Origin of the sequence: Geobacter sp. SVR, assembly GCF_016865365.1 — a bacterium.
In the GTDB taxonomy this organism is placed as follows: Bacteria; Desulfobacterota; Desulfuromonadia; order Geobacterales; family Pseudopelobacteraceae; genus Pelotalea.
The window spans coordinates 3,314,288-3,338,466 of record NZ_AP024469.1 but is presented as its reverse complement, the minus strand read 5'-3'; the positions used below and the strand labels follow the sequence as shown (position 1 = coordinate 3,338,466).

The window sequence follows — 24,179 nt, the reverse complement described above, 5'->3', positions numbered from 1 at the left end:
GGGGGAGGAGAACGTGCGGATCATGGATGCGCCTTTCACGGGATAGTGCCCATGCACAGATACTTGACCTCGATGAATTCCTCGATGCCGTACTTGGAACCTTCCCGGCCGATGCCCGATTCCTTCATACCCCCAAAGGGGGCTATCTCCGTTGAAATCAGCCCGGTATTGATGCCGACCATGCCGTATTCCAACGCCTCGGCCACCTTCCAGACCCGGCCGATGTCGCGGCTGTAGAAGTAGGATGCCAGTCCGAATTCGGTGTCATTGGCCAGACGGATGGCTTCGTCGTCGTCGGTGAATTTGAAGACCGGCGCCAGCGGACCGAAGGTCTCTTCCCGCGCCACCAGCATCTCCGCGGTGGCGTCGGTAATGACGGTCGGCTCGAAGAAACTGCCCCCCAGCGCATGCCGCTTGCCCCCCAGGACTATTTTCGCCCCCTTGCCGACGGCATCGGAGATATGCTCTTCCATCTTTTCCACGGCAGCCATATCGATCAGCGGCCCCTGCTGGAAATCGCCCGCCAGGCCGTCGCCCACCTTCATCCTGGCCACGGCCGCCACCAGTTTCCCCACAAAGGCGTCGTACACCCCGGCCTGTACCAGCAGGCGATTGGTGCAGACGCAGGTCTGGCCGGTATTGCGGTACTTGGAGGCAATAGCCCCCTCCACGGCCGCATCCAGATCGGCATCGTCGAACACGATGAACGGGGCATTGCCCCCCAGCTCCAGTGACACCTTTTTGACCGTGGCGGCGCACTGGGCCATCAACTGCTTGCCGATTTCGGTAGAGCCGGTGAAGGTCAGCTTGCGCACGATCGGGTTGGCGCTCATCTCGTTGCCGATGGCCGAAGCCGAGCCGGTCACGACACTGAACACCCCGGCGGGAATGCCGGCCCGTTCCCCCAGTTCAGCCAGGGCCAGGGCCGAGAAGGGGGTGGCGGTGGCGGGCTTGACCACCATGGTGCAGCCGGCGGCCAGGGCCGGGCCTGCCTTGCGGGTGATCATGGCGGCCGGAAAATTCCAGGGGGTGATGGCCGCGCAAACGCCGATCGGTTCCTTGATCACCACGATGCGCTTGTCCGCCGCGTGGGCCGGGATGGTGTCGCCGTAGATCCGTTTGCCCTCTTCGGCAAACCACTCGATGAACGAGGCTGCATAGGCGATCTCACCCCGGGATTCGGCCAGGGGTTTGCCCTGCTCGGCGGTCATGATGATGGCCAGGTCCTCCTGATTGGCCATCATCAGTTCGTACCAGCGGCGCAGAATGACGGCCCGCTCCTTGGCGGTCCTGGCACGCCAGGCCGGCAGGGCCCGGTCGGCCGCCTCTATGGCGCGGCGGGTCTCTTCGCTCCCCATGCGCGGTATGGTACCCAGTGTCTCACCGGTGGCGGGGTTGGTCACGTCGATCGCGGCGCCGCTGTCGGCCGGTTGCCAGCGGCCGTCCAGATAGCAGAGCTGTTTCAGCAGGGTGGAGTCTTTGAGCTTCAGCATGGCAAATCTCCTCGCGCATCCCGGACACCGCTCCGAACGACGCGACATGCCCGGGCCACCGGTATCGTTGGCGAATGATCGTCCGATAATTGGCGCACTATAGCATTCCCGGTGTGCGTTGTCACGACCTGAGATGCGCCGCGGTTTGGCCCCGGAAGGGGCACCGCCGGGCGCGTCAGGGTGCCGCAGGTCAGTTGTAGGTCGCCGTGGCGATGTATTTGCGTCCGTTGGACGGGTCGGTGAAATAATAGATCGACCTGAAGCCGCTGTCGATCTGGAAGAACCCCAGGGTGGCCTCTATCGTGATCTTATATCCGCTGTCCAGGATGTTGTTGTTCAGGTCCTTGGCGGCGGTTGTCCAGAATATCACCCCGCGGCTGTTGACCAGTTCGTAGCGGTCCAGGGTGAACTGCCTCCCGGAGTTGTTGGCCACTGCCGACGTAAAGACCGATCCGGCCAGAACGAAGCCGGCGCTCCCTTTTCTGGTCGCCGACTGTTCGGTGGAAAAGAGCTGGCTGGAATCGGGATAGGCGATCACGGTGATCTGTTTGGACTCGGAGGTGGCGTTGCCGTAGTTCACCTTCAGATCGATCAGGTAATACCCGCTGACATCGGGGGTGAAGCTCGGGGTGGGGGAGGCTGGATCGGAAAGCGCGGCATTGCTCCCCACCGGTTTGGAGGCCAATGACCAGGAGCAGTTCAGGGTGCGCCCCTGGGGGTCGTAGCTGTAGCTGCCATCCAGCGTCACCACCTGGTTGACCGAGACATTCTGATCCGGTCCCCCATCCGCAACCAGGGCCGAGCTGGCGACGGAGCTCGTGTCAGGGGCGGTGTTGCCGCCGCATGAGGCCAACATGCATGAAGCCAACAGGGCACACAGGTGAACGACCAGCGCAATCCTTCTCATAACGCCTCCTTTGTGGGTTTCAGGCTTCTTGTTCCGGCTTTACGGTAGTTTTCAGTTTTGATGCCAGAGTGGTTTGTTTGGTTTATCAGTGGGTTATGCTGGCGGGGAGTGGTGCGGAATGTTGCCGGCGTACCTGCCGCGCAGGGCTGACAGGGCACAAACGCAGCAGGAAGAAGAGCATGGAGAATGGCAAACGATTATGAGGGTGTCGTATTTCGGGCAGCGCCGGAAAAGCCCGGGTGAACGGGCGGGGCATGCCCCGCCTCTACTTGCTCACCAGGTTGTGCTTGATCAGTGAATCGATCATGGCATCCACATACGACTTGATGAACTTCGGATCCGATCCCCTGACCTCGGTCTCGGACGTGGCCGACCAGACCAGTTTCTCGTTGCCCGCCTGATACAGGTTGGTTTCGATAAAGGCGTATTCGTCCTCGGCCACGTAACCGGGAGAGTACATGGCCTGCCAGCCGTAGCCGTAATAATCGGGCCAGGTGCCGTAGTAGGAGGGGTAGCGGTCGTACCAGGCGCCGTAGGGGGCCACGGTGCCGGGGACATAGGTCTGCACGATCTTCCTGTTGATCAGCCTGACGATCAGAACCGCATCGGCCTGTTCAGCCTTCATGGTATCCGCAATGTTCTGGCGGTTACCCTGCTGCTGGTCGGGGATGCGCTTGTATCCGGCCACGGCATCGGTGCCATGCTCCTTGAGGCGGCTGACGAACTCATCCTCGAAAATCCTGCGGTTGCCCGGATTTTTGGTTATGGCGACCACCAGGATCTTGCGGGGGGGGGCCTGGTAGGTCGGATCCTTCCAGTCCGAAGTGACCTGGGTGGCGGCGCAGCCCCCGAGGATCACGACCGCCAGGCCGCAGAGCAGCAGAAACGTCACGATATGTTTCATGGCTTGATTCTCCTTCCTGGGTATGCGCGGTAGCCGGACTCCGGAAGGCAGCGGCCGGGCTGCCGCATGCATGTCATCGAACCGTTCAGGCAGTGCGTGGCCGCACCCCCTTTATGGCCCCGAACCCGGTCGTGGACTGGACCGTGCTGATCATGAAGTCCGGCTCGGAGCTGAGCAGGCTCATGGCCCCGATCAGCACGTCGAAGGACTCGGATCTCAGGTGGTTGTCCAGATCCTCACGGGTCATCCATTGCTCCTTGAGGCAGAACACGTTTTCGTCTTCCACATCCATGTAGTAGTTGCAGCCGATGCAGCCACGCTCCCGCCGGATCGAATCAAGCATGTCCCCGATCGTCTGCAGGACTTCCTTGCGCTTCCCGCGGGGCACTATCATTCTGATGGTGGCGTTGACCATGGCGGGACTCCTCGCGTCCGCGGCAGGCGCTGTCATGCCGGCAGCGGGCCGCCGGGAATCGTATTCCCGGCTGTTCGACGGGCGGATGTCACAAGCGTACCGGTTCAACTAGCATGCCAGCCCTCTGCGGGGAGGAAGATCGCCTTAAATTGCCGATATTGCGCGAAGAACGGCCATCAATAATGAAAAACCGGCCGGAACGGCCGTCGTGGCTGCCATCGTATTCAACGGAACCGTCATATGCGACAGAGACGGGGAGAACCGTGGGCACCGGAACGTGGCCGGCACAAAAAAAGAGGCGTGCCGCAGCAACGGCACGCCTCATCGTTCGGTATGGGGAAGAAGGGCGGCTAGGGTGCCGCCACGCAGTCGATCACCGCATTGATCCGACGGTTCGCATGTCTCCCTTCCGGTGTGCTGTTGTAGGCGATGCGCCGGGATGAACCATAGCCCTTGGCAGTCAGGCGTGCGCGGTCGATACCGAAATTCTCGACCAGGTAGTTCACCACGCTTTCGGCCCGCTGCTGGGAGAGCCGCCGGTTGACCTCCGGGGTGCCGGTATTGTCGGTATGCCCTTCGATCAAGGCAGTCGTGGAGGGATATTTCTTCATGTAGTCGCCTACCTTCGCGATTTCATCCTTGAATTCGGGCTTGATTTTGGCCGAATTGGTGTCGAATTCCAGTTGCAGCGACACGCAGAGCCGCTCGGGGGGCTTGTGTTCCTTCACGTCGAAGACGCAATCGATCGCGGCCTCGATCCGGCGGTTTTTCTGCTTGCCAGCATCGGTGGAATTGTCGGCGATCGGCTTGGTCTTGCCGTACCCCTTGGTGGTCATGCGCCCCGGATCGATGCCGAACTCGCGCTGGAGATATGCCGCCACGGCCTCGGCGCGTTTCTTGGACAGCTCCATATTGTACTCGTCGCTGCCGACCTCGTCGGTGTGTCCCTCGAACACCGCCGATGTGGAGGGATTCTCCTTCATGAACGTGCCGACCTTGGCGACCTCGTCATGAAACTCCGGGCGAATCTCGGCTCTGTTGATGTCGAACTCCAGGTGCAGGGTAACGCAGTATTTGTATTTGCCCGGTGCCGGTTCCGCCGCGGGCGGCTCTTCCAGCGGGGCCTCTTCCTCGATTTTGCCTCCGGGGCCGCCTTCTCCGACCTCGCCTCCGGGAGCCTGCTTTTCAGTTTCTGCCGGTGGTGGCGGAGGGACAGGAGTCACGTTGGCCGGAGCTGCCGGTGCAGCGACCGGCGCGGCAGCCGGCCGGACGCCGCCGAAATGGTAGGTGATTCCGGCGGTGTACTCGTAATCCGCATTGGTCTTTTGATCATCCGACAATAGCACCCGAAAGTCCCCGCGCAGGCTCACATTGTCCTTGAGGAAATATTCGACGCCCGGACCGGCGCTGAAAATGCCGCGGGTCGTGCTGCCCCCGTTGTCCCGATCGAGCGTGATGCCGCCGTAGCCGGCCGCCAGGTAGGGGACCAGCCGGTTGTCGGGCAGGAGGTGCAGCAGCATTTCGCCACCGTAGCGGAAAACGTTGGTATCCCCGGCATCAGTGGTCCCTTCGGTCGGAACGTAGTCGAACAGCGCTTCGAATCCGAGATACTTGGTGAAGTTGTAGCCTCCCCGCAGCCCGATCACCGGCCGCGTCTCCAGGTGCTGCCTGCCGTCGAAGGTGTAGCCTCCAAGGATGCCGGAAAGGGTGAACGAACCGGGGCGTATTTCGGCCAGGGCAGCCGAGGCGAAGCATAAGACGAGGAGCAGTGTGGTCAACAGGTGTGAGATCTTGTTCACGGGAGGCCTCCTGTCGTGCAATGTATCGGGCATGGAATATCCCGGATTCACATCAGAGTTTAATGTGCAGTCTGTAATTGTCAAATCGAAGCCGCGGCTTTTCGACAATAGAATGTATCCGGTTTTAATTGGAACGACTTATTGTGTCATGAGTCTATGGTAGGGTGGCGACCAAAAAATGAAGATGCATTGACGACGATTCAAAGGGGAAATGAAATATATGCAAATAATTATTAAAAATAGTTACCTGGATTTGCTGTTGCTGTATTCTGCGTGCCTGCGGCCACGAGATTAACTGAGGCTGTATCAGGGATTGTCGAGGGGAGAGGAGACGATGGAATTTTACGCGCATTCGACACATGTACCAGACAAATCCAACTGGCAACCACTTAGCGAGCACTTGCAGGAAGTTGCCCGGATGGCGAGTGAATTTGCGGCGACTTTCGAGGCTGGAGACTGGGGGCGCGTTGCCGCTCTACTGCACGATGCCGGGAAAGCAACCATGGATTTTATCAAGCGGCTCGAAGGGAGTCACATAAGGGTCGACCACTCGACATTCGGGGCGCGTTTGGCCCAGGAGAGGGCTGGCCGGCTTGGCCTGCTGCTGTCCTACGTTATTGCCGGGCATCATGGCGGATTGCCGGACGGCGGTTCGCAGGAGGGCGAACTTCACCATCGGCTCAAACACGGCAAGATTCCGCCGGATGTAATGTTACTTCCTGAAGCCGAGATCAAACAGGATCTTGCCCTGCCATTCACGCTGGACAGGGATTTAGGCGGGTTCAGTCTGTCGTTCTTTACGCGCATGGTGTACTCGTGTCTGGTCGACGCGGATTTTCTCGATACCGAAGGTTTCGTATCACCGATAAAGAAGTCGGAACGGCTGACGACTAACCCGGAACAAATGTCCGGACTCAAGGCATCGCTTGACACCCATCTTGCCGCGTTACTGGAGCAGGCCGAGCCAACCAAGGTCAATCGCGTACGGCAGGCAATATTGACGCAATGTCGTGCCAAGGCCGGGCTGCCACCACAAATCTTTTCCCTGACGGTTCCAACCGGCGGGGGCAAGACTCTCTCTTCTCTCGCCTTCGCCCTTGATCATGCGGTTGCCAACAAGCTGCGCCGGGTGATTTACGCCATACCCTTTACCTCGATCATCGAGCAGAACGCCAGGGTGTTTCAGGAAATCCTTGGTAACGATCAGGTGTTGGAGCATCACTGCAATTACAAAGAGAGCAATGACCCCGAAGAGGCGGCTTACAACCGAAGACGGGGGCTGGCGGCGGAGAACTGGGATGCCCCTCTCGTGGTCACCACCAATGTGCAGTTTTTCGAATCGCTCTTCAGCAACAAACCATCCCGCTGCCGTAAACTGCACAACATTGCCGGAAGCGTAATCGTACTCGACGAGGCACAGGCAATTCCGACCGAATACCTTGAACCATGCCTGGCAGCCTTACGCGAGCTGGTTGCCCATTACAACTGCTCGGTGGTGCTCTGCACCGCTACCCAACCGGCGCTGGACAATGCCAAGTTGCGCACCGCTTTGCATGATATCCACGAAATCATCATAAACCCGCAGCAGTTCTATGACGATTTGATCCGTACCCAGGTGCATTTCACCGGTAAGCTCACCGATAGCGCCCTCGGTGCAAAAATAGATGCGGAACCACACGTTCTCTGCATCGTGCCCACCAAGCCGCAGGCCCGCGCTCTGTTCGAACAACTCAGCCAACGTGACGGAACATACCACCTGTCAACCAACATGTACCCGGAACATCGTCGGCGGGCGCTGAGCGAAATACGTGCCAGACTGAAAGCTGGAATGTGTTGCCGGGTTATCGCGACTTCATTGGTGGAAGCCGGTGTGGATCTCGACTTTCCGGTGGTTTATCGAGCCATGGCCGGTCTTGACTCCATCGCCCAAGCAGCGGGACGGTGCAACCGAGAAGGGAAAATGAACGATCAGGGAAAGCTTGGCCAGGTCTATGTCTATGAACCGGAAAAGTCGCCCCGCATGCCCTGGCTCAAGCGCTGTATGTCCCGTGCTGCGGAAACCTTGCGGGCATTGCCGGATGCCGATCCCTTGGGGTTGGAAGCGATGCGGCGCTATTTCGAATTGCTGTACGACGTTCAGGAACTGGACAAAAAACAACTTGTGTCGCGTCTGAATCAACTTACCAAAGATCTCTATTTCCCGTTTCGGGAGGTTGCCGGCGAATTCCGGTTTATCGAGGACGAAACCATTGGGGTCATCGTGCCTGTCGAACCGGCGGCGAAAAAGTTGGTGGAGGAGTTGCGTCATACGGAATATCCGCGTACCACGCAACGGAAGCTGCAGCAATACAGCGTAGCGCTTCGCAGCAGGGAGTTTGCCGCTCTCGAAGGTGCCGGAGCGCTTGAGATGGTGCGAGGCGAGTTCCCGGTTCTGCGCAATGTGGCTGCATATCGAGAAGATGTGGGTATCTGCATTGAAGGAGGTGATATCTGGCAAGCCGAAGATCTGATCTGCTAGTGACGTTTTGTGTGTTGTGCACAACAAGGAGGAGCCTATGGCGAATGGTATCAAACTGCGGGTATGGGGCGATTATGCCTGCTTCACCCGGCCAGAAATGAAGGTCGAGAGGGTTTCCTACGACGTGATGACCCCCTCGGCAGCACGGGGCATCCTGGAGGCCATCCATTGGAAGCCCGCGATCCGCTGGGTGGTCGACCGGATTCATGTGTTGCGTCCCATCAGGTTCGACAACGTGCGGCGCAACGAAGTAAGTTCCAAAATCCCGAAGCCGAATCCTGCAACTGCCATGCGGGACAAAAAGCCGCTCTATTTCCTGGTGGATGACGGTAACAACCGCCAGCAGCGGGCTGCCACCCTGCTGCGCGATGTGGAGTATGTCATCGAGGCGCATTTCGAGTTGACCGACAAAGCCGGACCCGATGACAACCGGGCAAAGCACATGGATATTTTCGGGCGGCGGGCCAGGAAGGGGCAATTCTTTCATCAGCCCTCGCTGGGATGCCGCGAGTTTCCGGCCTCCTTCGAACTGGTCGAGGATGCGCCGCCAGTTTCCTGCTACGCCGGACAAAACAAGGATTTGGGGTACATGCTGCTGGACATCGATTTTGCCAACAACATGACCCCGCTTTTTTTCCGGGCTCAGATGGAGAACGGCATCATTTCGCCTCCGTCGCCTCTCTCGCCGGAGGTTCGCGCATGATTCTGCATGCCCTCAACAGCTATTACGAACGAATGCTCACCACCCCCGATTCCGGAATGCCTGCTTTCGGCACCAGTATCGAAAATATCTCGTTTGCTCTTGTGCTTGGCGAAGACGGCTCGTTGCGGGGAGTGGAGCCGCTTTATGAGCTGGACGGCAAGAAGCCGCGACCCCGTAAAATGCCGGTTCCGGCTGCTGTTACCCGAACATCGGGGATAAAGGCCAACTTCCTTTGGGACAAGGCTTCCTATGTGTTCGGCGCCGATGGAGATGGCCCGACCGATGCGAACCGGCAACGTTTCACCGCCTTTGGAGATTTTCTGCACGATGTCGGTAAGGACCTGGAAGATCCAGGCTTCCGGGCGGTCCAACGGTTTGTTCAGACGTGGGATTGTGAGCGCTCCCAAGAAGTGATTGCTCGTTATCTGCCGTGGGAGGAAGTCTGTGGCGCCAACCTGGTTTTTCGCCTGGATGGCATTCCCGGCTATATCCACGACCGTCAGCCGGTACAGCATGCCTGGCTCGCATATGGCCAGCGCGCCACTGATACACCTCTGGTCCAGTGCTTGATTACCGGCGAACACGATGCTCCGTTGGCGCGGGTGCATACGCCGATCAAGGGGGTTCGCGGCGGGCAGACCTCGGGCGGGTATATCGTGTCGTTCAATGCCTCGGCCTTTGTCTCCTACGACCAGGATAAGGCATCCGTTGCCGAATCCTCCGCCTTTGCCTACACGACGGCCTTGAATGCATTGCTGACCAGTGAAAGCCGCCAGAAGATCGTCATTGGCGATGCCACTTATGTTTTCTGGGCCGCGTGCAGCAATCCGGTGGAAACCTTTTTTGCCGATCTCTTCGACCCACCCGCGGAAACGGCGGAAGCCGCTGCAACGCAGGACGACCAACAGACAACAACTGCACTTCGGGGACTTCTGAAAGCGATCCGTGACGGCCGCAAGGCTGCCGACTTTCTGCCTGATCTGGATGACGACGTCCAGTTTTACATTCTCGGGCTTGCCCCCAATGCCGCCCGCCTGTCGATCCGCTTCTGGGAGGCAAACAGTCTGGGAGCCCTGCTGGAACGCGTTGGCAAACACTACGAACAACTCAACATCGTGCGTCAGTTCGACAATGAGCCGGATTTCCCCCCACTCTGGCGTCTGCTCTGTCAAACCGCAACGCTGAGCAAACCGGAGAACGTCTCGCCGGTTTTGGCCGGCGCCATGGCTCGCGCCATTCTGACCGGAGCTTACTATCCCCAGAATCTGTTACCCGTGGTGCTGGATCGTATTCGGGCCGAGCACAACGTCACCTATTACCGCGCCGCGCTGTTGAAAGCGTATCTGATGCGCAATAAACAAAAGGAGGTTCCCGTGTCTCTCGACCCCAACCGGACCGACCGGCCTTACCTGCTGGGGCGGCTTTTTGCCGTGCTTGAAAAGGCCCAGGAAGAAGCCATACCCGGTGCCAATGCCACCATCAAGGATCGATATCTGGCGGCGGCAGCGGCCACGCCGGGCTTGGTTTTCCATATGCTGCAGAAGAATTCTACTAACCACATCGCCAAGCTGAAGAAAGATCCGGAAAAGAAAGGCAGGGCCTTTTATTACGAGGCCATGACCCAGGACATCATCGCCGGGTTTGCCGATTATCCCAAAACCATGAAAGCCGAGGAGCAGGGGCTGTTCATGATCGGTTACTATCATCAGCGCAAAGACTTCTATACCAAGAAAACTCAGGAGGTTTAAGCCATGACTGCTATCGCCAATCGTTACGAATTTGCTCTGTTGTTCGATGTCCAAAACGGCAACCCCAACGGCGACCCCGATGCTGGCAACATGCCGCGCGTCGATCCCGAAACCGGCCATGGCTTGGTGACCGATGTCTGCCTGAAACGGAAAATCCGCAATCATGTGGCGCTCACCAAGGAAGGGGCCGAAGGCTTCAATATTTACGTGCAGGAAAAGTCGGTGCTCAACCAGACCAACGAGATGGCTTACAAGGCATTTGAACTGAAACCTGAAGCCAAGAAGCTGCCCAAGTCCGAGGCGGATGCCCGGAACGTCACCGGCTGGATGTGCGCGAACTTTTACGATATCCGCAGCTTTGGCGCGGTCATGACCACGGAGGTGAATTGTGGGCAGGTGCGCGGGCCGGTGCAGTTGGCGTTCTCCAAGAGTATCGAGCCGATCATGTCGCAGGAAGTCAGCATCACCCGCATGGCGGTGACCAACGAGAGGGATCTGGAAAAAGAGAGAACCATGGGGCGCAAGCACATCGTCCCGTACGGTCTATATGTGGCCCACGGCTTTGTCTCCGCATCGCTGGCGGAAAGAACCGGTTTTGGTGAAGCGGATTTGGACTTGCTCTGGAATGCATTGATCAATATGTTCGAGCATGACCGCTCGGCCGCCCGTGGAATGATGAGCAGTCAGAAACTTTATGTTTTCAAACACCGGGATAAGCTCGGTAACGCTCCGGCCCACAAGCTTTTTGAGCTGATCGATATCACGCGCAAGAATGGCTCGGAAGGTCCCGCGCGTTCCTTCAAGGATTACGTCGTCACTATTGGTGCGGCACCTGAAGGAGTGGAAATTATCGAGAAATTGTAATCCGAAATCAGCACGGGCGGCCTCTGCCATGGCCGCCCCACCAAAGGCCCCAACATGAAAAAACAGAAAAACCTTACTCCCCCCCCCGGCGACTTCCTCCTCTACCAGACCGAGGACGGGAACACCAAAATTGAGGTACGGCTCCGGGATGAAACAGTCTGGCTGTCGCTCAATCAAATGGCCGAGCTGTTTCAGGTGGATAAATCCGGCATCAGCCGTCACCTGAAAAACATCTTCGATACCGGAGAATTACAGGCAGAGTCAGTTGTTGCAAATTTTGCAACAACTGCCGCCGACGGCAAGACCTATCAAGTAGATCACTATAACCTCGATGCCATCATATCCGTCGGTTACCGGGTCAATAGCCTGCGCGGCACCCAGTTCCGTATCTGGGCCACCCAGCGGTTGCGGGAGTACATCATCAAGGGTTTTGCCATGGACGACGAGCGGCTGAAGCGGGGCGGAGGTGGCAACTACTTTGATGAGCTGCTGGCCCGTATCCGCGACATCCGCTCGTCTGAAAAGGTCTTCTGGCGAAAGGTGCTGGACATTTACGTCACCAGCATCGATTACGATCCCTCTGCCGATGCGTCGCACCAGTTCTTCGCCACCATCCAGAACAAGATGCACTGGGCCACCCACGGACAGACCGCCGCCGAGATTATCCACGGTCGTGCCGATGCCGCCAAGCCCAATATGGGACTTACTGTGTGGGAAGGCGATACGCCGCGTAAGGCCGATGCCGTGGTGGCTAAAAACTATCTTGACCAGCAGGAACTGGACGTCCTCAACAGGATTGTGAACTCGTACCTGGAATTCGCCGAATTGCAGGCACTTTCCCGTAGGCCGATGTACATGCTCGATTGGATAGCCAAGCTGGATGATTTTCTGAAACTTTCCGGCCGGGATATTCTGATCCACTCCGGCAGAGTCAGTCATGAGGAGGCAGTGTCAAAGGCCCATGCCGAGTATGAACGGTACCGACGGGAACAGTTGAAGGAGCCATCCCGTGCGGAACGGGATTTCCTGGAAGCGGTGAAGCAGATCGAATCAAACCGGAAAGGGAAAAAGAATGGCTGATCCCACCGACCCCATCCCCATTTCTGCCTTGGAACATTACGCCTACTGCCCGCGCCAGTGCGCGCTGATCCATGTGGAGCAGGTGTGGGATGAAAACCTGTACACCATGCGCGGCCGGGATGTGCACGAGCGGGTGGACGAAATCTCGGGACATGATGTGGGAGGCGTCCGCTATGAGCGGGCGCTTCCCATCTGGTGTAGCAAGCTGAGTCTTGTCGGTAAGGCAGACTTGGTTGAATTCCATGATGATATTCCCTACCCGGTGGAGTACAAATCGGGCCGTCGCAAACGGGGCGCGCCGGAAACGTTGCAGCTCTGTGCCCAAGCCATGTGCCTGGAGGAGATGTTCGGCGTGCCGGTATCCGCCGGTGCTATCTTCTGGCACGCTTCGCGTGAACGCCGGGAGATCGTGTTCACGGATGCCATGCGAGGACAGGTGGAGGGGGTGACGGCATCGGTGCGTGGGATGCTGGAACAACGCATTACCCCGTCTCCGGTGAATGATCAACGATGTGAGCACTGCTCGCTCCGCGAATCGTGCCTGCCCACCGTGGTGGCCGAGCGGCAGCGCTTTCACCGGACAGCCGCCAAACTCTTTGAAAAGGAGTGATCATGAAGCAACTCCTCAATACGCTGTATGTCATGACCCAGGGAGCATACCTGTCGCTGGACCACGAAACCGTGCGGGTGGAGGTGGGGGGAGATCTGAGGCTTCAGATGCCGTTGCATCATCTTGGTTCGATAGTGACCATGGGCAACGTCATGATCAGCCCGTTTTTCCTGGGTAAATGCGCCGATGACGGGCGGGCCGTGGTGATTCTCGACCGCAACGGCCGTTTCAAGTGCCGTATGGTCGGCAAGACCAGCGGCAATATCCTGCTGCGCCAGACCCAGCATGATGCCGTGCGGGATGATGCCCGAACAATAGCGATTGCTGCCGCCATGACGGCCGGCAAGGTCAAGAATGCCCGCAATGTGCTGATGCGCAGTGCTCGCGAAGCTGCATCGCCGGACGATGAAAGGCGGTTGCGCAAGTCGGCGGATGTTCTGGCTGACGCTCTCTTCCGTTTGAAGACCCCGCGCAATACCGACCATATACGCGGGCTCGAAGGTGAGGCGGCCGCCGCATATTTCGATGTTTTCACCTTGATGATGAAACCGTCGGAGCGGGATTCGCTTCCCATGAATGGCCGGAATCGCCGTCCGCCGCTGGACCCTGTCAATGCATTGATCTCTTTTCTCTATACCCTGCTGTTGAACGACTGCATCAGCGCTCTGGAGGGGGTAGGGCTCGATCCTCAACTGGGGTTTCTGCATGTGCCCCGACCGGGCCGGCCGTCGCTGGGGCTGGATCTGATGGAGGAGTTTCGTGCGTTTCTGGCAGACCGGCTGGCGATCACGCTCATCAATCGCAAGCAGATAACAATCGAGCATTTTGAGCCCCGCCCGGGTGGGGCGGTCTACCTGAACGAAAAGGGGCGTAAGGAGGTGGTGGCAGCCTACCAGAAACGCAAGCAGGAAGAGGCAAATCATTCTCTGCTCTCAGAAAAGACCCCGATAGGCCTGTTACCCCATCTACAGGCCCGTCTTCTGGCCCGGCATCTGAGGGGGGACCTGGAAGCATACATTCCATACGTCTATAGTTAATGAGTTATAGAGTTAGAGAGTTCATAGAGTTGGGGGCAGATATGGCTAAGATTGAGCGGTTTGAGGATATTCAGGCGTGGCAAAAGGCGCGGATGCTGGTGAAGCATGTGTATTCCATCAGCAATTCTGGTTCGTTTACCAGGGATTTCGGCCTGCGCGATCAGATACGGCGGGCAGCGGTCTCCATCATGCTCAACATTGCCGAGGGGTTTGCCAGAAAAACGAAGCGGGAGTTCAGTCAGTTTCTCATAATTGCCCATGGTTCAGCAGCGGAAGTTCAATCCGCGCTCTACGTTGCGCTTGATCAGGGGTATTTGGCTACGACCGAGTTCGATGACTTGTACCGATTGGCCGACGAGGTATCTAAAATGATCATGGCGTTTTCCCGGTATCTCTGCAATCACTCAAACTCCAGCAACTCCAATAACTCTATCAACTCCAATAACTCAGGACACTAACCATGTGGGTAGTTGTCTGCTATGACGTCAATACTGAAACACGGGAGGGGCGCAAACGGCTCCGGCGGGTGGCGCAAGTCTGTAAAAACTTCGGCCAGCGCGTGCAGAAATCAGTTTTCGAGTGCCAAGTGGATGAGATGAAGTACGAACAATTGCGTAAAAAATTGCTCAAAGAGGTCAAGCTGGAACTGGACAATCTGCGGCTATATCGCCTGACCGAACCGAGAGAGCAGAGGGTCGAGGAATATGGTGCTACCAGGACGTTGTTTTTCGATGAAGAAACGTTGGTGGTATGAGCCGCGCGAACCTAGTGCTCATTCAAAAACGCGGAACTTTCGCGATGATTGGAATCATTAGGGAAAATAGGAGGTGGGGGGATGGCATGCGGCGTGCTCAAACAACGAAAGTGACGGTTCGTGAAATTCCATATGTAACATGTTGTAATCTGTCCCTAATTTGAGGGGGCAGATCCGCCAGTTCTCCGGGACTGGCGTGGATTGAAACCAGCTTCCCCCCGACCAGACGCTGGAGATCATGATCCGCCAGTTCTCCGGGACTGGCGTGGATTGAAACTGCCAAGCCACATTCAAGCGCGTGGTCAGATCGCGATCCGCCAGTTCTCCGGGACTGGCGTGGATTGAAACCCCACTCCAGGGTGATCTGCTTCACTTCGTCCAGCGATCCGCCAGTTCTCCGGGACTGGCGTGGATTGAAACGACCAGGATCCCGCAGCACTGCCGACACGACTTGCGATCCGCCAGTTCTCCGGGACTGGCGTGGATTGAAACATATTCCAGGTAATCCTCCGGTGAGAAGTTGGTGGGGATCCGCCAGTTCTCCGGGACTGGCGTGGATTGAAACAGTTCAGGGAACTGAGCTTCCATACTCACGGAACCGGATCCGCCAGTTCTCCGGGACTGGCGTGGATTGAAACATCCTGCCTGCCCGCATTGCGGATGGAAACCGGAGATCCGCCAGTTCTCCGGGACTGGCGTGGATTGAAACAAATATCTCTGGTATTGGGCGACTCGGGGGTATGACGATCCGCCAGTTCTCCGGGACTGGCGTGGATTGAAACATGTCCACCTGGGGTAGCACAGGATACGGCGCAATGATCCGCCAGTTCTCCGGGACTGGCGTGGATTGAAACATCGATAATCGTGAACAGCTTACCCCGGAGCCAAGCGATCCGCCAGTTCTCCGGGACTGGCGTGGATTGAAACAACGGTGCCGAAGGGCATGGGGACAACTACCCCCGATCCGCCAGTTCTCCGGGACTGGCGTGGATTGAAACACGATCAACGCCGTTGATAGCTCCTGCCCCCCGCCGATCCGCCAGTTCTCCGGGACTGGCGTGGATTGAAACCGCAACAACGTTGGGGCCTGTGAGGATAAGGACGGGCGGGATCCGCCAGTTCTCCGGGACTGGCGTGGATTGAAACGAGAAATGATTGAACACTGCATAGCTCCGCAAAGTGATCCGCCAGTTCTCCGGGACTGGCGTGGATTGAAACGCTTAGTATAACCGAAAAGAACAGTGTACTCGTTGATCCGCCAGTTCTCCGGGACTGGCGTGGATTGAAACTTCTTCTCTGCGTCCATCTGCCACTTCTCAGGGATGATCCGCCAGTTCTCCGGGACTGGCGTGGATTGAAACTTTTTGTAGGCGTTCGCATTCATCTTTCAGTGTGGCGATCCGCCAGTTCTCCGGGACTGGCGTGGATTGAAACTTTATCCCTTCATCAAGGGCCTGCATCACCTCTGGATCCGCCAGTTCTCCGGGACTGGCGTGGATTGAAACAGGTTTCCGGTGTGTTCTGTCTCAATACGATCCCCGATCCGCCAGTTCTCCGGGACTGGCGTGGATTGAAACAAATTATCGCGGTTCATGGGCTATTCCCCTTTTGCGATCCGCCAGTTCTCCGGGACTGGCGTGGATTGAAACAATGAGCATATGCTGATTTTTACACGCGGTCAGGCGATCCGCCAGTTCTCCGGGACTGGCGTGGATTGAAACCAAATCAACACAAAGCATTGGGGATTTGTGCCACGGATCCGCCAGTTCTCCGGGACTGGCGTGGATTGAAACAAGCACAATCATGGTCAAGGTCATACCGTCAAAGGATCCGCCAGTTCTCCGGGACTGGCGTGGATTGAAACATCGGTGTACCTGATGGGCATTCTGCTGTACTCGGCGATCCGCCAGTTCTCCGGGACTGGCGTGGATTGAAACATCGGTGTACCTGATGGGCATTCTGCTGTACTCGGGATCCGCCAGTTCTCCGGGACTGGCGTGGATTGAAACTTGACGAACTGGTGGCGGATCACAAGGGCGACATCGGATCCGCCAGTTCTCCGGGACTGGCGTGGATTGAAACAACACCGGGGCTACCCGTTCACCTTTGGGAGATAAGATCCGCCAGTTCTCCGGGACTGGCGTGGATTGAAACTTCATTGCTTACTGGTCTTCTCTCTTCCTCCCCTCGATCCGCCAGTTCTCCGGGACTGGCGTGGATTGAAACTCTCCGGTGCGTCCGGTTAAGCAGCATGGTTGCCGGAGATCCGCCAGTTCTCCGGGACTGGCGTGGATTGAAACACTATAACCGTTGACAACAAGAAATACGGCCCGTGATCCGCCAGTTCTCCGGGACTGGCGTGGATTGAAACGTCTACTATTAAGTACAGTTTGTGAGTAGGATATAGATCCGCCAGTTCTCCGGGACTGGCGTGGATTGAAACCAGCCATCACTACCACAGACAAAAGCCCGTAGAGGACTGATCCGCCAGTTCTCCGGGACTGGCGTGGATTGAAACTCTGGTATCTGCAATTTTGACACCTTGTGACGGTAAAGATCCGCCAGTTCTCCGGGACTGGCGTGGATTGAAACCAATGTAATGTCAGTAGTGCATTCAGTCTGTAGTGCGATCCGCCAGTTCTCCGGGACTGGCGTGGATTGAAACTCAGAGGTCGCCAGGGAAAACGAGCAGACCGCCGGGATCCGCCAGTTCTCCGGGACTGGCGTGGATTGAAACCTTTCGATTCCGTTCTGTTCCTGCCGCACCGCCCGCGATCCGCCAGTTCTCCGGGACTGGCGTGGATTGAAACTTGAGAATGTCGGTGACTTTGACGGCCATGGCCTCGATCCGCCAGTTCTCCGGGACTGGCGTGGATTGAAACGTTTACCTGCTGACGCCATCAGTCAATGACGACGGGATCCGCCAGTTCTCCGGGACTGGCGTGGATTGAAACATTTATGGCCGCATCGGCATCAACAGCCCATCGCCCGATCCGCCAGTTCTCCGGGACTGGCGTGGATTGAAACCTGATCAAGAAGCCGGATATCAAGGCCCTGGTTAAAGATCCGCCAGTTCTCCGGGACTGGCGTGGATTGAAACTGCACTACCGAATCCGCCTCGAAATCCTGTATGTATTGATCCGCCAGTTCTCCGGGACTGGCGTGGATTGAAACGAGAGATCAAAGAGGCGTCAGGGATTAAGGTAGAACGATCCGCCAGTTCTCCGGGACTGGCGTGGATTGAAACAGTACGAATCTATGAAGGCTTTCAGAGCTTCCAGGCGATCCGTCAGTTCTCCGGGACTGACGTGGATTGAAACCTTGAAGGGCATATCCTCCAAGAGGCTGTTGGTGATCCGTCAGTTCTCCGGGACTGACGTGGATTGAAACATGAGGTCCTCATCTTCAATCATGAGGCGGAACCAGATCCGTCAGTTCTCCGGGACTGACGTGGATTGAAACTGGACTCTTCGTACGATCCAGCAGTAGGTTGGTGGATCCGTCAGTTCTCCGGGACTGACGTGGATTGAAACAACTACTCGGTCGAAGTGATCCAACGAGGCAGCAGGATCCGTCAGTTCTCCGGGACTGACGTGGATTGAAACTCTGCTCGGCGGAGAATTACCGCGCATGCCGTGCTGGATCCGTCAGTTCTCCGGGACTGACGTGGATTGAAACTCCTTGGCCGTCTGCCAGTCAGCCTGCAACTGCGATCCGTCAGTTCTCCGGGACTGACGTGGATTGAAACTAAAGAGTCAGGAATTATGATTTCAAAGGACAGCAGATCCGTCAGTTCTCCGGGACTGACGTGGATTGAAACACCAGATCTTTGTGAGTCAAAACCTTGTCGAACATGATCCGTCAGTTCTCCGGGACTGACGTGGATTGAAACACGGCCATTAACGGCGCAAGAACGCATGGAAGCTTGATCCGTCAGTTCTCCGGGACTGACGTGGATTGAAACGCCCTGGGCAATGGCGTGACCGGACCCACCGTCAACGATCCGTCAGTTCTCCGGGACTGACGTGGATTGAAACATGGACGCAACCGGAAAGAATCTACCGGAAGGTTGATCCGTCAGTTCTCCGGGACTGACGTGGATTGAAACCTTGACCATAACCAGGAGCATTGGGAAAAAGCTGATCCGTCAGTTCTCCGGGACTGACGTGGATTGAAACACCATCATAGGTTTCATCCGGTTCGGCGTTCGGGTCGATCCGTCAGTTCTCCGGGACTGACGTGGATTGAAACGAGGTGTCGCCATGGAATACTTTATACATCAGCCGATCCGTCAGTTCTCCGGGACTGACGTGGATTGAAACTGCTGTGAAGCTGGCAAGGCGATAAAGCAGATACCGATCCGTCAGTTCTCCGGGACTGACGTGGATTGAAACAGCCTGTGGGCCAACTCGAAGGATTGCGACCTGGAGATCCGTCAGTTCTCCGGGACTGACGTGGATTGAAACTATAAGCACGCGGGTGCTGATGGTTTGACTCGAAACTGATCCGTCAGTTCTCCGGGACTGACGTGGATTGAAACTTGACCGGGTACAAGGCCGCCTCGGACTGGACGAAGATCCGTCAGTTCTCCGGGACTGACGTGGATTGAAACGATTTCGTCCAGGTACGGGGACACCGACTGTGGATCCGTCAGTTCTCCGGGACTGACGTGGATTGAAACATCCATCCTGCTGTCCATCGTGGCCTTGCGCTCCGATCCGTCAGTTCTTCGGGACTGACGTGGATTGAAACGAGATGATGGGCCAGAATGCCGCAGAGCATCCCGATCGATCCGTCAGTTCTTCGGGACTGACGTGGATTGAAACCAACCTGACCGACGACACGGGGGATATCGTCACCGGATCCGTCAGTTCTCCGGAACTGACGTGGATTGAAACAGCAATGGCGTGGCGGTGCAGGGTTACCAGTCGGCTGATCCGTCAGTTCTCCGGAACTGACGCGGATTGAAACAAATCAGCCGCCGAGACTGCCGCACAGAATGCCGCGATCCGTCAGTTCTCCGGAACTGACGTGGATTGAAACACGACCGTGGCGGTCGAGGAATACGTGCCCATGATGATCCGTCAGTTCTCCGGAACTGACGTGGATTGAAACGGTGACACGTCCCAATTGTTACCTATTTCGTTAGGATCCCTCAGTTCTCCGGAACTGACGTGGATTGAAACATGAACGCCCCGAGCAGCGACATCACCATTTCCGATTCGTCAGTTCTCCGGGACTGACGTGGATTGAAACCTGAATGGCATCACATCGAGCCTGTCGCTGGTTCGATCCGTCAGTTCTCCGGAACTGACGTGGATTGAAACAGGCAGATCCCGCGGACGCTCCCCCGGCTGCAGCGGATCCGTTAGTTCTTCGGGACTGACGTGGATTGAAACGAGAAACTATTGGCCGCCCTGAAAGTAAAGCGGCGATCCGCCAGTTCTCCGGAACTGATGTGGATTGAAACGGTGTAGTCCTGGATGTGGATCGTGTAGCCCATCGAAATCCGTCAGTTCTTCGGGGTTGACGTGGATTGAAACTTGTTCAGGTCGGACTCGAACATCACTGCGTATTGATCCGTCAGTTCTTCGGGACTGACGTGGATTGAAACCAGAGAGGAAGCGGCGGGAAGAGGCAGATATCGTCAATTTGATCCGTCAGTTCTCCGGGACTGACGTGGATTGAAACCTTCAGATTGCGCCAGCCCTGCATCCAGGCATCGGATCCGTCAGTTCTCCGGAACTGACGTGGATTGAAACCTGGTCATGGGCAAAACCTGGAGCGACCCCACCGGGATCCGTCAGTTCTTCGGGACTGACGTGGATTGGAACACCGTAAAGCGCCCGTCCCGCAGGCGTTCTGCAGCGATCCGCCAGTTCTCCAGGACTGGCGTGGATTGAAACGTCTGGTCATAGCCCCATGAAAATTGTAAAGAATGTCGATCCGTCAGTCTCCGGGACTGGCGGCGATAGAGACCGTGCGGACATTGATAAGTTTCGAGTACCACCCGGCGATCCGCTACCCCAGCACCTTCCTCGCAACCGCCAGCAACTGTTCCGGCTTGAACGGCTTGACGATCCATCCCGTTGCTCCGGCGGCCTTGCGCGACTCCTGGGATTCCGTGGTCAGCATGATGATCGGGATGAAGCGGTTGTGAGCGCCTGACCGGACGCCCTTGATGAGTCCGATGCCGTCCAGATGGGGCATGTTCAAGTCGGTGATCAGCATGTCGACCTTCTGCTTGCCCAGCTTGGTCAGTGCATCCCTGCCGTCTGTTGCCTCGATAACTTCATATCCGCTCTGCCTCAGCGTAAAGACCACCATCTGCCGCACACTGGCCGAATCGTCCGCTGTCATGATCACTTTTGACATCCTGCGCTCCCCGATAATTCTTCCTGCATACGCAATCATCCTCCCGACCTTCGCCAGGCAGCATCTTCCCGACCTGCTGCAGCAGCTCATCCGTTGTAAACGGCTTTTTCATGAGATTGATCCTGTCCCCGGGCACGGCATGTCCGGAGATGACATGATCCGGATAACCGGTGACAAAAAGGACCCTGACGTCCGGGGCCTGCCGGCGCATCTGCAAATAGGCGTCATCGCCGTTCTTCTTCGGCATGATCACGTCCATGACAACCAGGCGAACGGCATCTTTATGCTGTATGAATTTCGCCACGGCTTCTTCGCCGTTTTCCGCCTCGATAACCCGGTAGCCCCCATAGGACAGGATCTTCGAAATCACCGTCCTCACATCCGTGTCGTCCTCGGCCACCAGGATGGCGGGTGCGGGTGAACAGGGTTCCGTCTGTGTCAGTGTGGGGTCCATGCCGTGCCTCTGCCGGATATGGGCAGCGGCCCTGTTATTGCGGCGTGGAGGCCACTTCCCGGACAAGGTGCTGCGTATCGAGAATAAGAGCCACGCTGCCGTCGCCCAGAATTGTTGCCCCGGAAACACCCTCGGCACTTCGGTATGCCTTGCCCAGCGACTTGATGACCGTCTGATGTTCGCCGATGACATGATCGACCACAAAACCGACCATCATGCCGTTGACCTCGGTGACCACGATCTGCTGGATCTCCGGCGGATCTCCGGACCGGTCGAACCGCTCGCGGAGCGGGATGTAGGGGACGAGCCTTCCACGGACATTGGCGAAATGCCTGCCATGGGACCGGTCGATGTCGGCGGGGGTCAGCTCGATGCACTCGTTCACCACGGAAAGCGGGATCACGAAACAGTCGCCATCGACCTTGACCAGCAGACTTTCGATAATCGCCAGGGTCAACGGTATCCTGATCGTGATGGTGGTGCCGACACCGCGGCGGCTGGCTATCTCGATGCTTCCCCGTAATGCCTCGATGGAGCGCTTGACCACATCCATGCCGACACCCCGACCGGAGACGCTGGTGATGCGCTTGGCCGTGGAAAATCCGGGGGCAAAGATCAGGGCATGGATCTCCTTTTCCGAAAGCTCGGCCGTGTGCTGGATCAGCCCCCGTTCAATCCCCCTGACGCGGATCGCCTCGCTGTCGAGGCCGGCCCCGTTATCGGCAATGGAGATGACGACGTTTTCCCCCGCATGGACGGCGGACAGGTGTATGGTCCCTTTGCCCGGTTTGCCGGCCGCTTCCCGCTCATCCGGGAACTCGATGCCGTGATCGATGCTGTTGCGAATGATATGCACCAGAGGGTCGCCCAGACGCTCGATTACGGTTTTGTCGAGTTCGGTTTCAGCCCCCGCAGTGGTCATTTCGATTTCTTTGCCGAGCTCGCAGGAGAGGTCGCGTACAAGGCGCTGGAATTTGCTGAAGGTCATGCCGATGGGGAGCATCCTGATATTCAGCGCATTGTCCCGCAGTTCGGACGACAGCCGTTCCACATCCTCCGCAATGGCCATCAGCTCGTCGTCATCCCGCAGCAGCGCCGTCTGGGTCAGCCGCGCCTGGACCGTGACCAGTTCGCCCACCAGGTTGACCAGGGTATCGAGCTTGCCGGCCGGCACCCTGATGCTGTTGCCCGCCGCATCCTGCGGCTGCCGGCCCTGCCGGTTCTCCTGTGCCTGATCCTGCCCGGCAGCCCCTGTTGACACGCCGCCGGGAGCCGCAGCCCGGCCCGGTTCGTCGGGGGAGCGCTGCAGCAGCGCGCAGTTCACCTCTTCCCGCGCCGGATCGCCGGTTTCCGTGGAAATCCCGCCGCAGCCGATTTCCTCTATTGCAATGTCACCGTCATCCATGACGAAGATGAATACATCCTGAACGGCATTCAGGCCGCGGTCGGTAGTCAGGGTGATATCCCACGACAGATGACACTGTTCGGGCGTGATCTCGTCCAGGCAGGGAATTTCGCAGGTCCGGGCAGTTACCCGGTATTCGCCCAGTTCGGACAGCTCCCTGATAAGGGTGAGCGGATTCGTGCCGTTGGCGATGATCCCCGGTGCCGGACTGAAGCGGATTCTGTAGGTGGCAGAGCCCTCTTCCGGGCGGACCAGCGCGGGGGGCGGTAGGCTGCGGGACTCTCCGGCAGGCGTGTGATCTTTGGCCAGAAACATTCTGAATCCGGCAATGAGTGCTTCCGTGACCGCGGCGTCGACCGGCGGCGCTCCGTCCGATGCGTCCAGCATGTTCCTGATGTGGTCCCGCGACTGAAGGGCCAGGTTTATCAGCTCTCCGGTAACCGCGATTGCGCCGTTTCTCACCAGATCGAAGACGGTCTCGACCTCGTGGGTGAACCGGGCGATCTCGTCGAAGCCGAACATGGCCCCGGAGCCCTTGATGGTGTGCATGGCCCTGAACACCCTGCTGACGGTTTCATGGTCCGTGGGGTTGTCCTCCAGGGCCAGCAGCGAGGTCTCCAGTTCCGCAAGCCGTTCGTGGGCCTCCTCCTTGAAGAGTTGCACGTGGTGATCCATCATCTCGGCGCCCCTGTGGTGCCCGGCTGGTGTTCGCCGGCACGGGGCGGATCGGTCCAGATGCAGGTCCTGTCCCTGTCGAAGCTGCAGCCGGTGTGCCGCGTCAATCCTGCCGCATCCATGGATGACCTGATTGCCCCGGGCTTGTCTCCGCAGATGCCGAAGAACTTGTTCTGCTTCATTGCTGTCCGATGGGCGGCGCACAGGAGCTGCAGGCCGATCAGGTCGATTTCCGTGACCCGGCCGACCTCGCACCAGATTCTTTCGGCTCCGTCAAAGGCCTCCCGCAACTGGTTCAGGATCTCCTGGCCGAACTCGATCGTCAGGTGCCCCGTCAACTCCAGGACCCTGTCGGAACCGGTTCCCGAGATTATTCCGGCAAAGCCGTTCATATGCCCTCCCTGCGAGGCACCGCCATACCCTGGAGATAAGGCGGTG

General features: G+C 57.7%; 18 protein-coding genes and 1 CRISPR repeat array. Of the genes, 9 read left to right on the top strand and 9 right to left on the bottom strand.

All coding sequences use genetic code 11. The features are described from left to right. Nucleotides 1-35: 35 nt before the first annotated feature. From gabD to GSVR_RS15670, 5 genes are all read right to left on the bottom strand, one after another. Nucleotides 36-1,493 (bottom strand): NADP-dependent succinate-semialdehyde dehydrogenase, encoded by a 1,458-nt coding sequence (gene gabD, locus GSVR_RS15690; protein ID WP_173200674.1) that lies wholly within the window; start codon nt 1,491-1,493, stop codon nt 36-38. A 190-nt stretch (nt 1,494-1,683) separates the two neighbouring features. Further along, nucleotides 1,684-2,400 (bottom strand): hypothetical protein, encoded by a 717-nt coding sequence (locus GSVR_RS15685; protein ID WP_173200676.1) that lies wholly within the window; start codon nt 2,398-2,400, stop codon nt 1,684-1,686. Between the two features lie 265 nt (nt 2,401-2,665). After that, entirely contained in the window at nt 2,666-3,304 is a 639-nt protein-coding gene (locus GSVR_RS15680; protein WP_173200678.1) for a hypothetical protein, read from the bottom strand. 85 nt (nt 3,305-3,389) lie between these two features. Next, nucleotides 3,390-3,719 (bottom strand): putative quinol monooxygenase, encoded by a 330-nt coding sequence (locus GSVR_RS15675; protein ID WP_173200679.1) that lies wholly within the window; start codon nt 3,717-3,719, stop codon nt 3,390-3,392. A 350-nt stretch (nt 3,720-4,069) separates the two neighbouring features. Continuing rightward, entirely contained in the window at nt 4,070-5,518 is a 1,449-nt protein-coding gene (locus tag GSVR_RS15670) for an OmpA family protein (RefSeq protein WP_239077350.1), read from the bottom strand. 334 nt (nt 5,519-5,852) lie between these two features. On the opposite strand from GSVR_RS15670, the gene cas3 reads away from it, so the two are divergent. The 9 genes from cas3 to cas2 are packed head-to-tail and all read left to right on the top strand — an operon-like array spanning nt 5,853 to nt 14,832. Next, nucleotides 5,853-8,036, top strand: a complete 2,184-nt coding sequence (gene cas3, locus GSVR_RS15665; RefSeq protein WP_173200683.1) for a CRISPR-associated helicase Cas3' — start codon at nt 5,853-5,855, stop codon at nt 8,034-8,036. Between the two features lie 37 nt (nt 8,037-8,073). Further along, on the top strand, nt 8,074-8,739 hold the full coding sequence (gene cas5c, locus GSVR_RS15660) for a type I-C CRISPR-associated protein Cas5c (protein WP_173200685.1): 666 nt from the start codon (nt 8,074-8,076) through the stop codon (nt 8,737-8,739). Further along, the gene (gene cas8c, locus GSVR_RS15655; RefSeq protein WP_173200687.1) at nt 8,736-10,487 is read left to right on the top strand and encodes a type I-C CRISPR-associated protein Cas8c/Csd1; all 1,752 of its coding nucleotides are present in this window, start codon (nt 8,736-8,738) and stop codon (nt 10,485-10,487) included. The genes cas5c and cas8c overlap by 4 nt, the downstream gene beginning before the upstream one ends. Nucleotides 10,488-10,490: 3 nt before the next feature. Further along, nucleotides 10,491-11,351 carry a type I-C CRISPR-associated protein Cas7/Csd2 gene (cas7c, locus tag GSVR_RS15650; RefSeq protein ID WP_173200689.1) on the top strand — a complete coding sequence of 287 codons (861 nt, stop codon included), beginning with the start codon at nt 10,491-10,493 and terminating at the stop codon, nt 11,349-11,351. A gap of 54 nt (nt 11,352-11,405) precedes the next feature. Continuing rightward, on the top strand, nt 11,406-12,431 hold the full coding sequence (locus tag GSVR_RS15645; protein ID WP_173200691.1) for a virulence RhuM family protein: 1,026 nt from the start codon (nt 11,406-11,408) through the stop codon (nt 12,429-12,431). After that, nucleotides 12,424-13,041 (top strand): CRISPR-associated protein Cas4, encoded by a 618-nt coding sequence (gene cas4, locus GSVR_RS15640; protein WP_173200693.1) that lies wholly within the window; start codon nt 12,424-12,426, stop codon nt 13,039-13,041. Before GSVR_RS15645 ends, cas4 begins: the two co-directional genes overlap by 8 nt. Before the next feature lie 2 nt (nt 13,042-13,043). Further along, nucleotides 13,044-14,078: a type I-C CRISPR-associated endonuclease Cas1c gene (gene cas1c / locus GSVR_RS15635; RefSeq protein WP_173200695.1), complete on the top strand. Its 1,035-nt coding sequence runs from the start codon at nt 13,044-13,046 to the stop codon at nt 14,076-14,078. A gap of 41 nt (nt 14,079-14,119) precedes the next feature. Next, nucleotides 14,120-14,536, top strand: coding sequence for a four helix bundle protein (locus GSVR_RS15630; RefSeq protein WP_173200697.1), 417 nt, complete (start codon nt 14,120-14,122; stop codon nt 14,534-14,536). 2 nt (nt 14,537-14,538) lie between these two features. After that, nucleotides 14,539-14,832, top strand: coding sequence for a CRISPR-associated endonuclease Cas2 (gene cas2, locus GSVR_RS15625; protein ID WP_173200699.1), 294 nt, complete (start codon nt 14,539-14,541; stop codon nt 14,830-14,832). 171 nt (nt 14,833-15,003) lie between these two features. Beyond that, nucleotides 15,004-20,811: direct repeats of the CRISPR family, unit length 37 nt; unit sequence GATCCGCCAGTTCTCCGGGACTGGCGTGGATTGAAAC. 42 nt (nt 20,812-20,853) lie between these two features. Here the strand turns inward: cas2 and GSVR_RS15620 are convergent. Genes GSVR_RS15620 through GSVR_RS15605 form a run of 4 tightly spaced genes read right to left on the bottom strand, consistent with a single transcriptional unit; the run spans nt 20,854 to nt 24,133 of the window. Beyond that, nucleotides 20,854-21,207 (bottom strand): response regulator, encoded by a 354-nt coding sequence (locus GSVR_RS15620; RefSeq protein WP_173200701.1) that lies wholly within the window; start codon nt 21,205-21,207, stop codon nt 20,854-20,856. Next, nucleotides 21,125-21,661 (bottom strand): response regulator, encoded by a 537-nt coding sequence (locus tag GSVR_RS15615; protein ID WP_173200703.1) that lies wholly within the window; start codon nt 21,659-21,661, stop codon nt 21,125-21,127. Before GSVR_RS15615 ends, GSVR_RS15620 begins: the two co-directional genes overlap by 83 nt. 34 nt (nt 21,662-21,695) lie before the next feature. Continuing rightward, nucleotides 21,696-23,744 carry a chemotaxis protein CheA gene (locus tag GSVR_RS15610; protein WP_173200705.1) on the bottom strand — a complete coding sequence of 683 codons (2,049 nt, stop codon included), beginning with the start codon at nt 23,742-23,744 and terminating at the stop codon, nt 21,696-21,698. Beyond that, complete coding sequence (locus GSVR_RS15605) at nt 23,741-24,133, bottom strand: STAS domain-containing protein (RefSeq protein ID WP_173200707.1); 393 nt, start codon at nt 24,131-24,133, stop codon at nt 23,741-23,743. Before GSVR_RS15605 ends, GSVR_RS15610 begins: the two co-directional genes overlap by 4 nt. Nucleotides 24,134-24,179 lie beyond the last annotated feature (46 nt).

What these genes read in the sequence shown, in the direction of transcription:
- GSVR_RS15680 (WP_173200678.1), bottom strand. Translation starts at nt 3,304, where the DNA reads ATGAAACATATCGTGACGTTTCTGCTGCTCTGCGGCCTGGCGGTCGTG.
- GSVR_RS15610 (WP_173200705.1), bottom strand. Translation starts at nt 23,744, where the DNA reads ATGATGGATCACCACGTGCAACTCTTCAAGGAGGAGGCCCACGAACGG.
- GSVR_RS15620 (WP_173200701.1), bottom strand. Translation starts at nt 21,207, where the DNA reads ATGTCAAAAGTGATCATGACAGCGGACGATTCGGCCAGTGTGCGGCAG.
- cas1c (WP_173200695.1), top strand. Translation starts at nt 13,044, where the DNA reads ATGAAGCAACTCCTCAATACGCTGTATGTCATGACCCAGGGAGCATAC.
- GSVR_RS15675 (WP_173200679.1), bottom strand. Translation starts at nt 3,719, where the DNA reads ATGGTCAACGCCACCATCAGAATGATAGTGCCCCGCGGGAAGCGCAAG.
- cas5c (WP_173200685.1), top strand. Translation starts at nt 8,074, where the DNA reads ATGGCGAATGGTATCAAACTGCGGGTATGGGGCGATTATGCCTGCTTC.
- GSVR_RS15615 (WP_173200703.1), bottom strand. Translation starts at nt 21,661, where the DNA reads ATGGACCCCACACTGACACAGACGGAACCCTGTTCACCCGCACCCGCC.
- cas8c (WP_173200687.1), top strand. Translation starts at nt 8,736, where the DNA reads ATGATTCTGCATGCCCTCAACAGCTATTACGAACGAATGCTCACCACC.
- cas4 (WP_173200693.1), top strand. Translation starts at nt 12,424, where the DNA reads ATGGCTGATCCCACCGACCCCATCCCCATTTCTGCCTTGGAACATTAC.
- GSVR_RS15605 (WP_173200707.1), bottom strand. Translation starts at nt 24,133, where the DNA reads ATGAACGGCTTTGCCGGAATAATCTCGGGAACCGGTTCCGACAGGGTC.
- GSVR_RS15685 (WP_173200676.1), bottom strand. Translation starts at nt 2,400, where the DNA reads ATGAGAAGGATTGCGCTGGTCGTTCACCTGTGTGCCCTGTTGGCTTCA.
- gabD (WP_173200674.1), bottom strand. Translation starts at nt 1,493, where the DNA reads ATGCTGAAGCTCAAAGACTCCACCCTGCTGAAACAGCTCTGCTATCTG.
- cas3 (WP_173200683.1), top strand. Translation starts at nt 5,853, where the DNA reads ATGGAATTTTACGCGCATTCGACACATGTACCAGACAAATCCAACTGG.
- cas2 (WP_173200699.1), top strand. Translation starts at nt 14,539, where the DNA reads ATGTGGGTAGTTGTCTGCTATGACGTCAATACTGAAACACGGGAGGGG.
- cas7c (WP_173200689.1), top strand. Translation starts at nt 10,491, where the DNA reads ATGACTGCTATCGCCAATCGTTACGAATTTGCTCTGTTGTTCGATGTC.
- GSVR_RS15630 (WP_173200697.1), top strand. Translation starts at nt 14,120, where the DNA reads ATGGCTAAGATTGAGCGGTTTGAGGATATTCAGGCGTGGCAAAAGGCG.
- GSVR_RS15645 (WP_173200691.1), top strand. Translation starts at nt 11,406, where the DNA reads ATGAAAAAACAGAAAAACCTTACTCCCCCCCCCGGCGACTTCCTCCTC.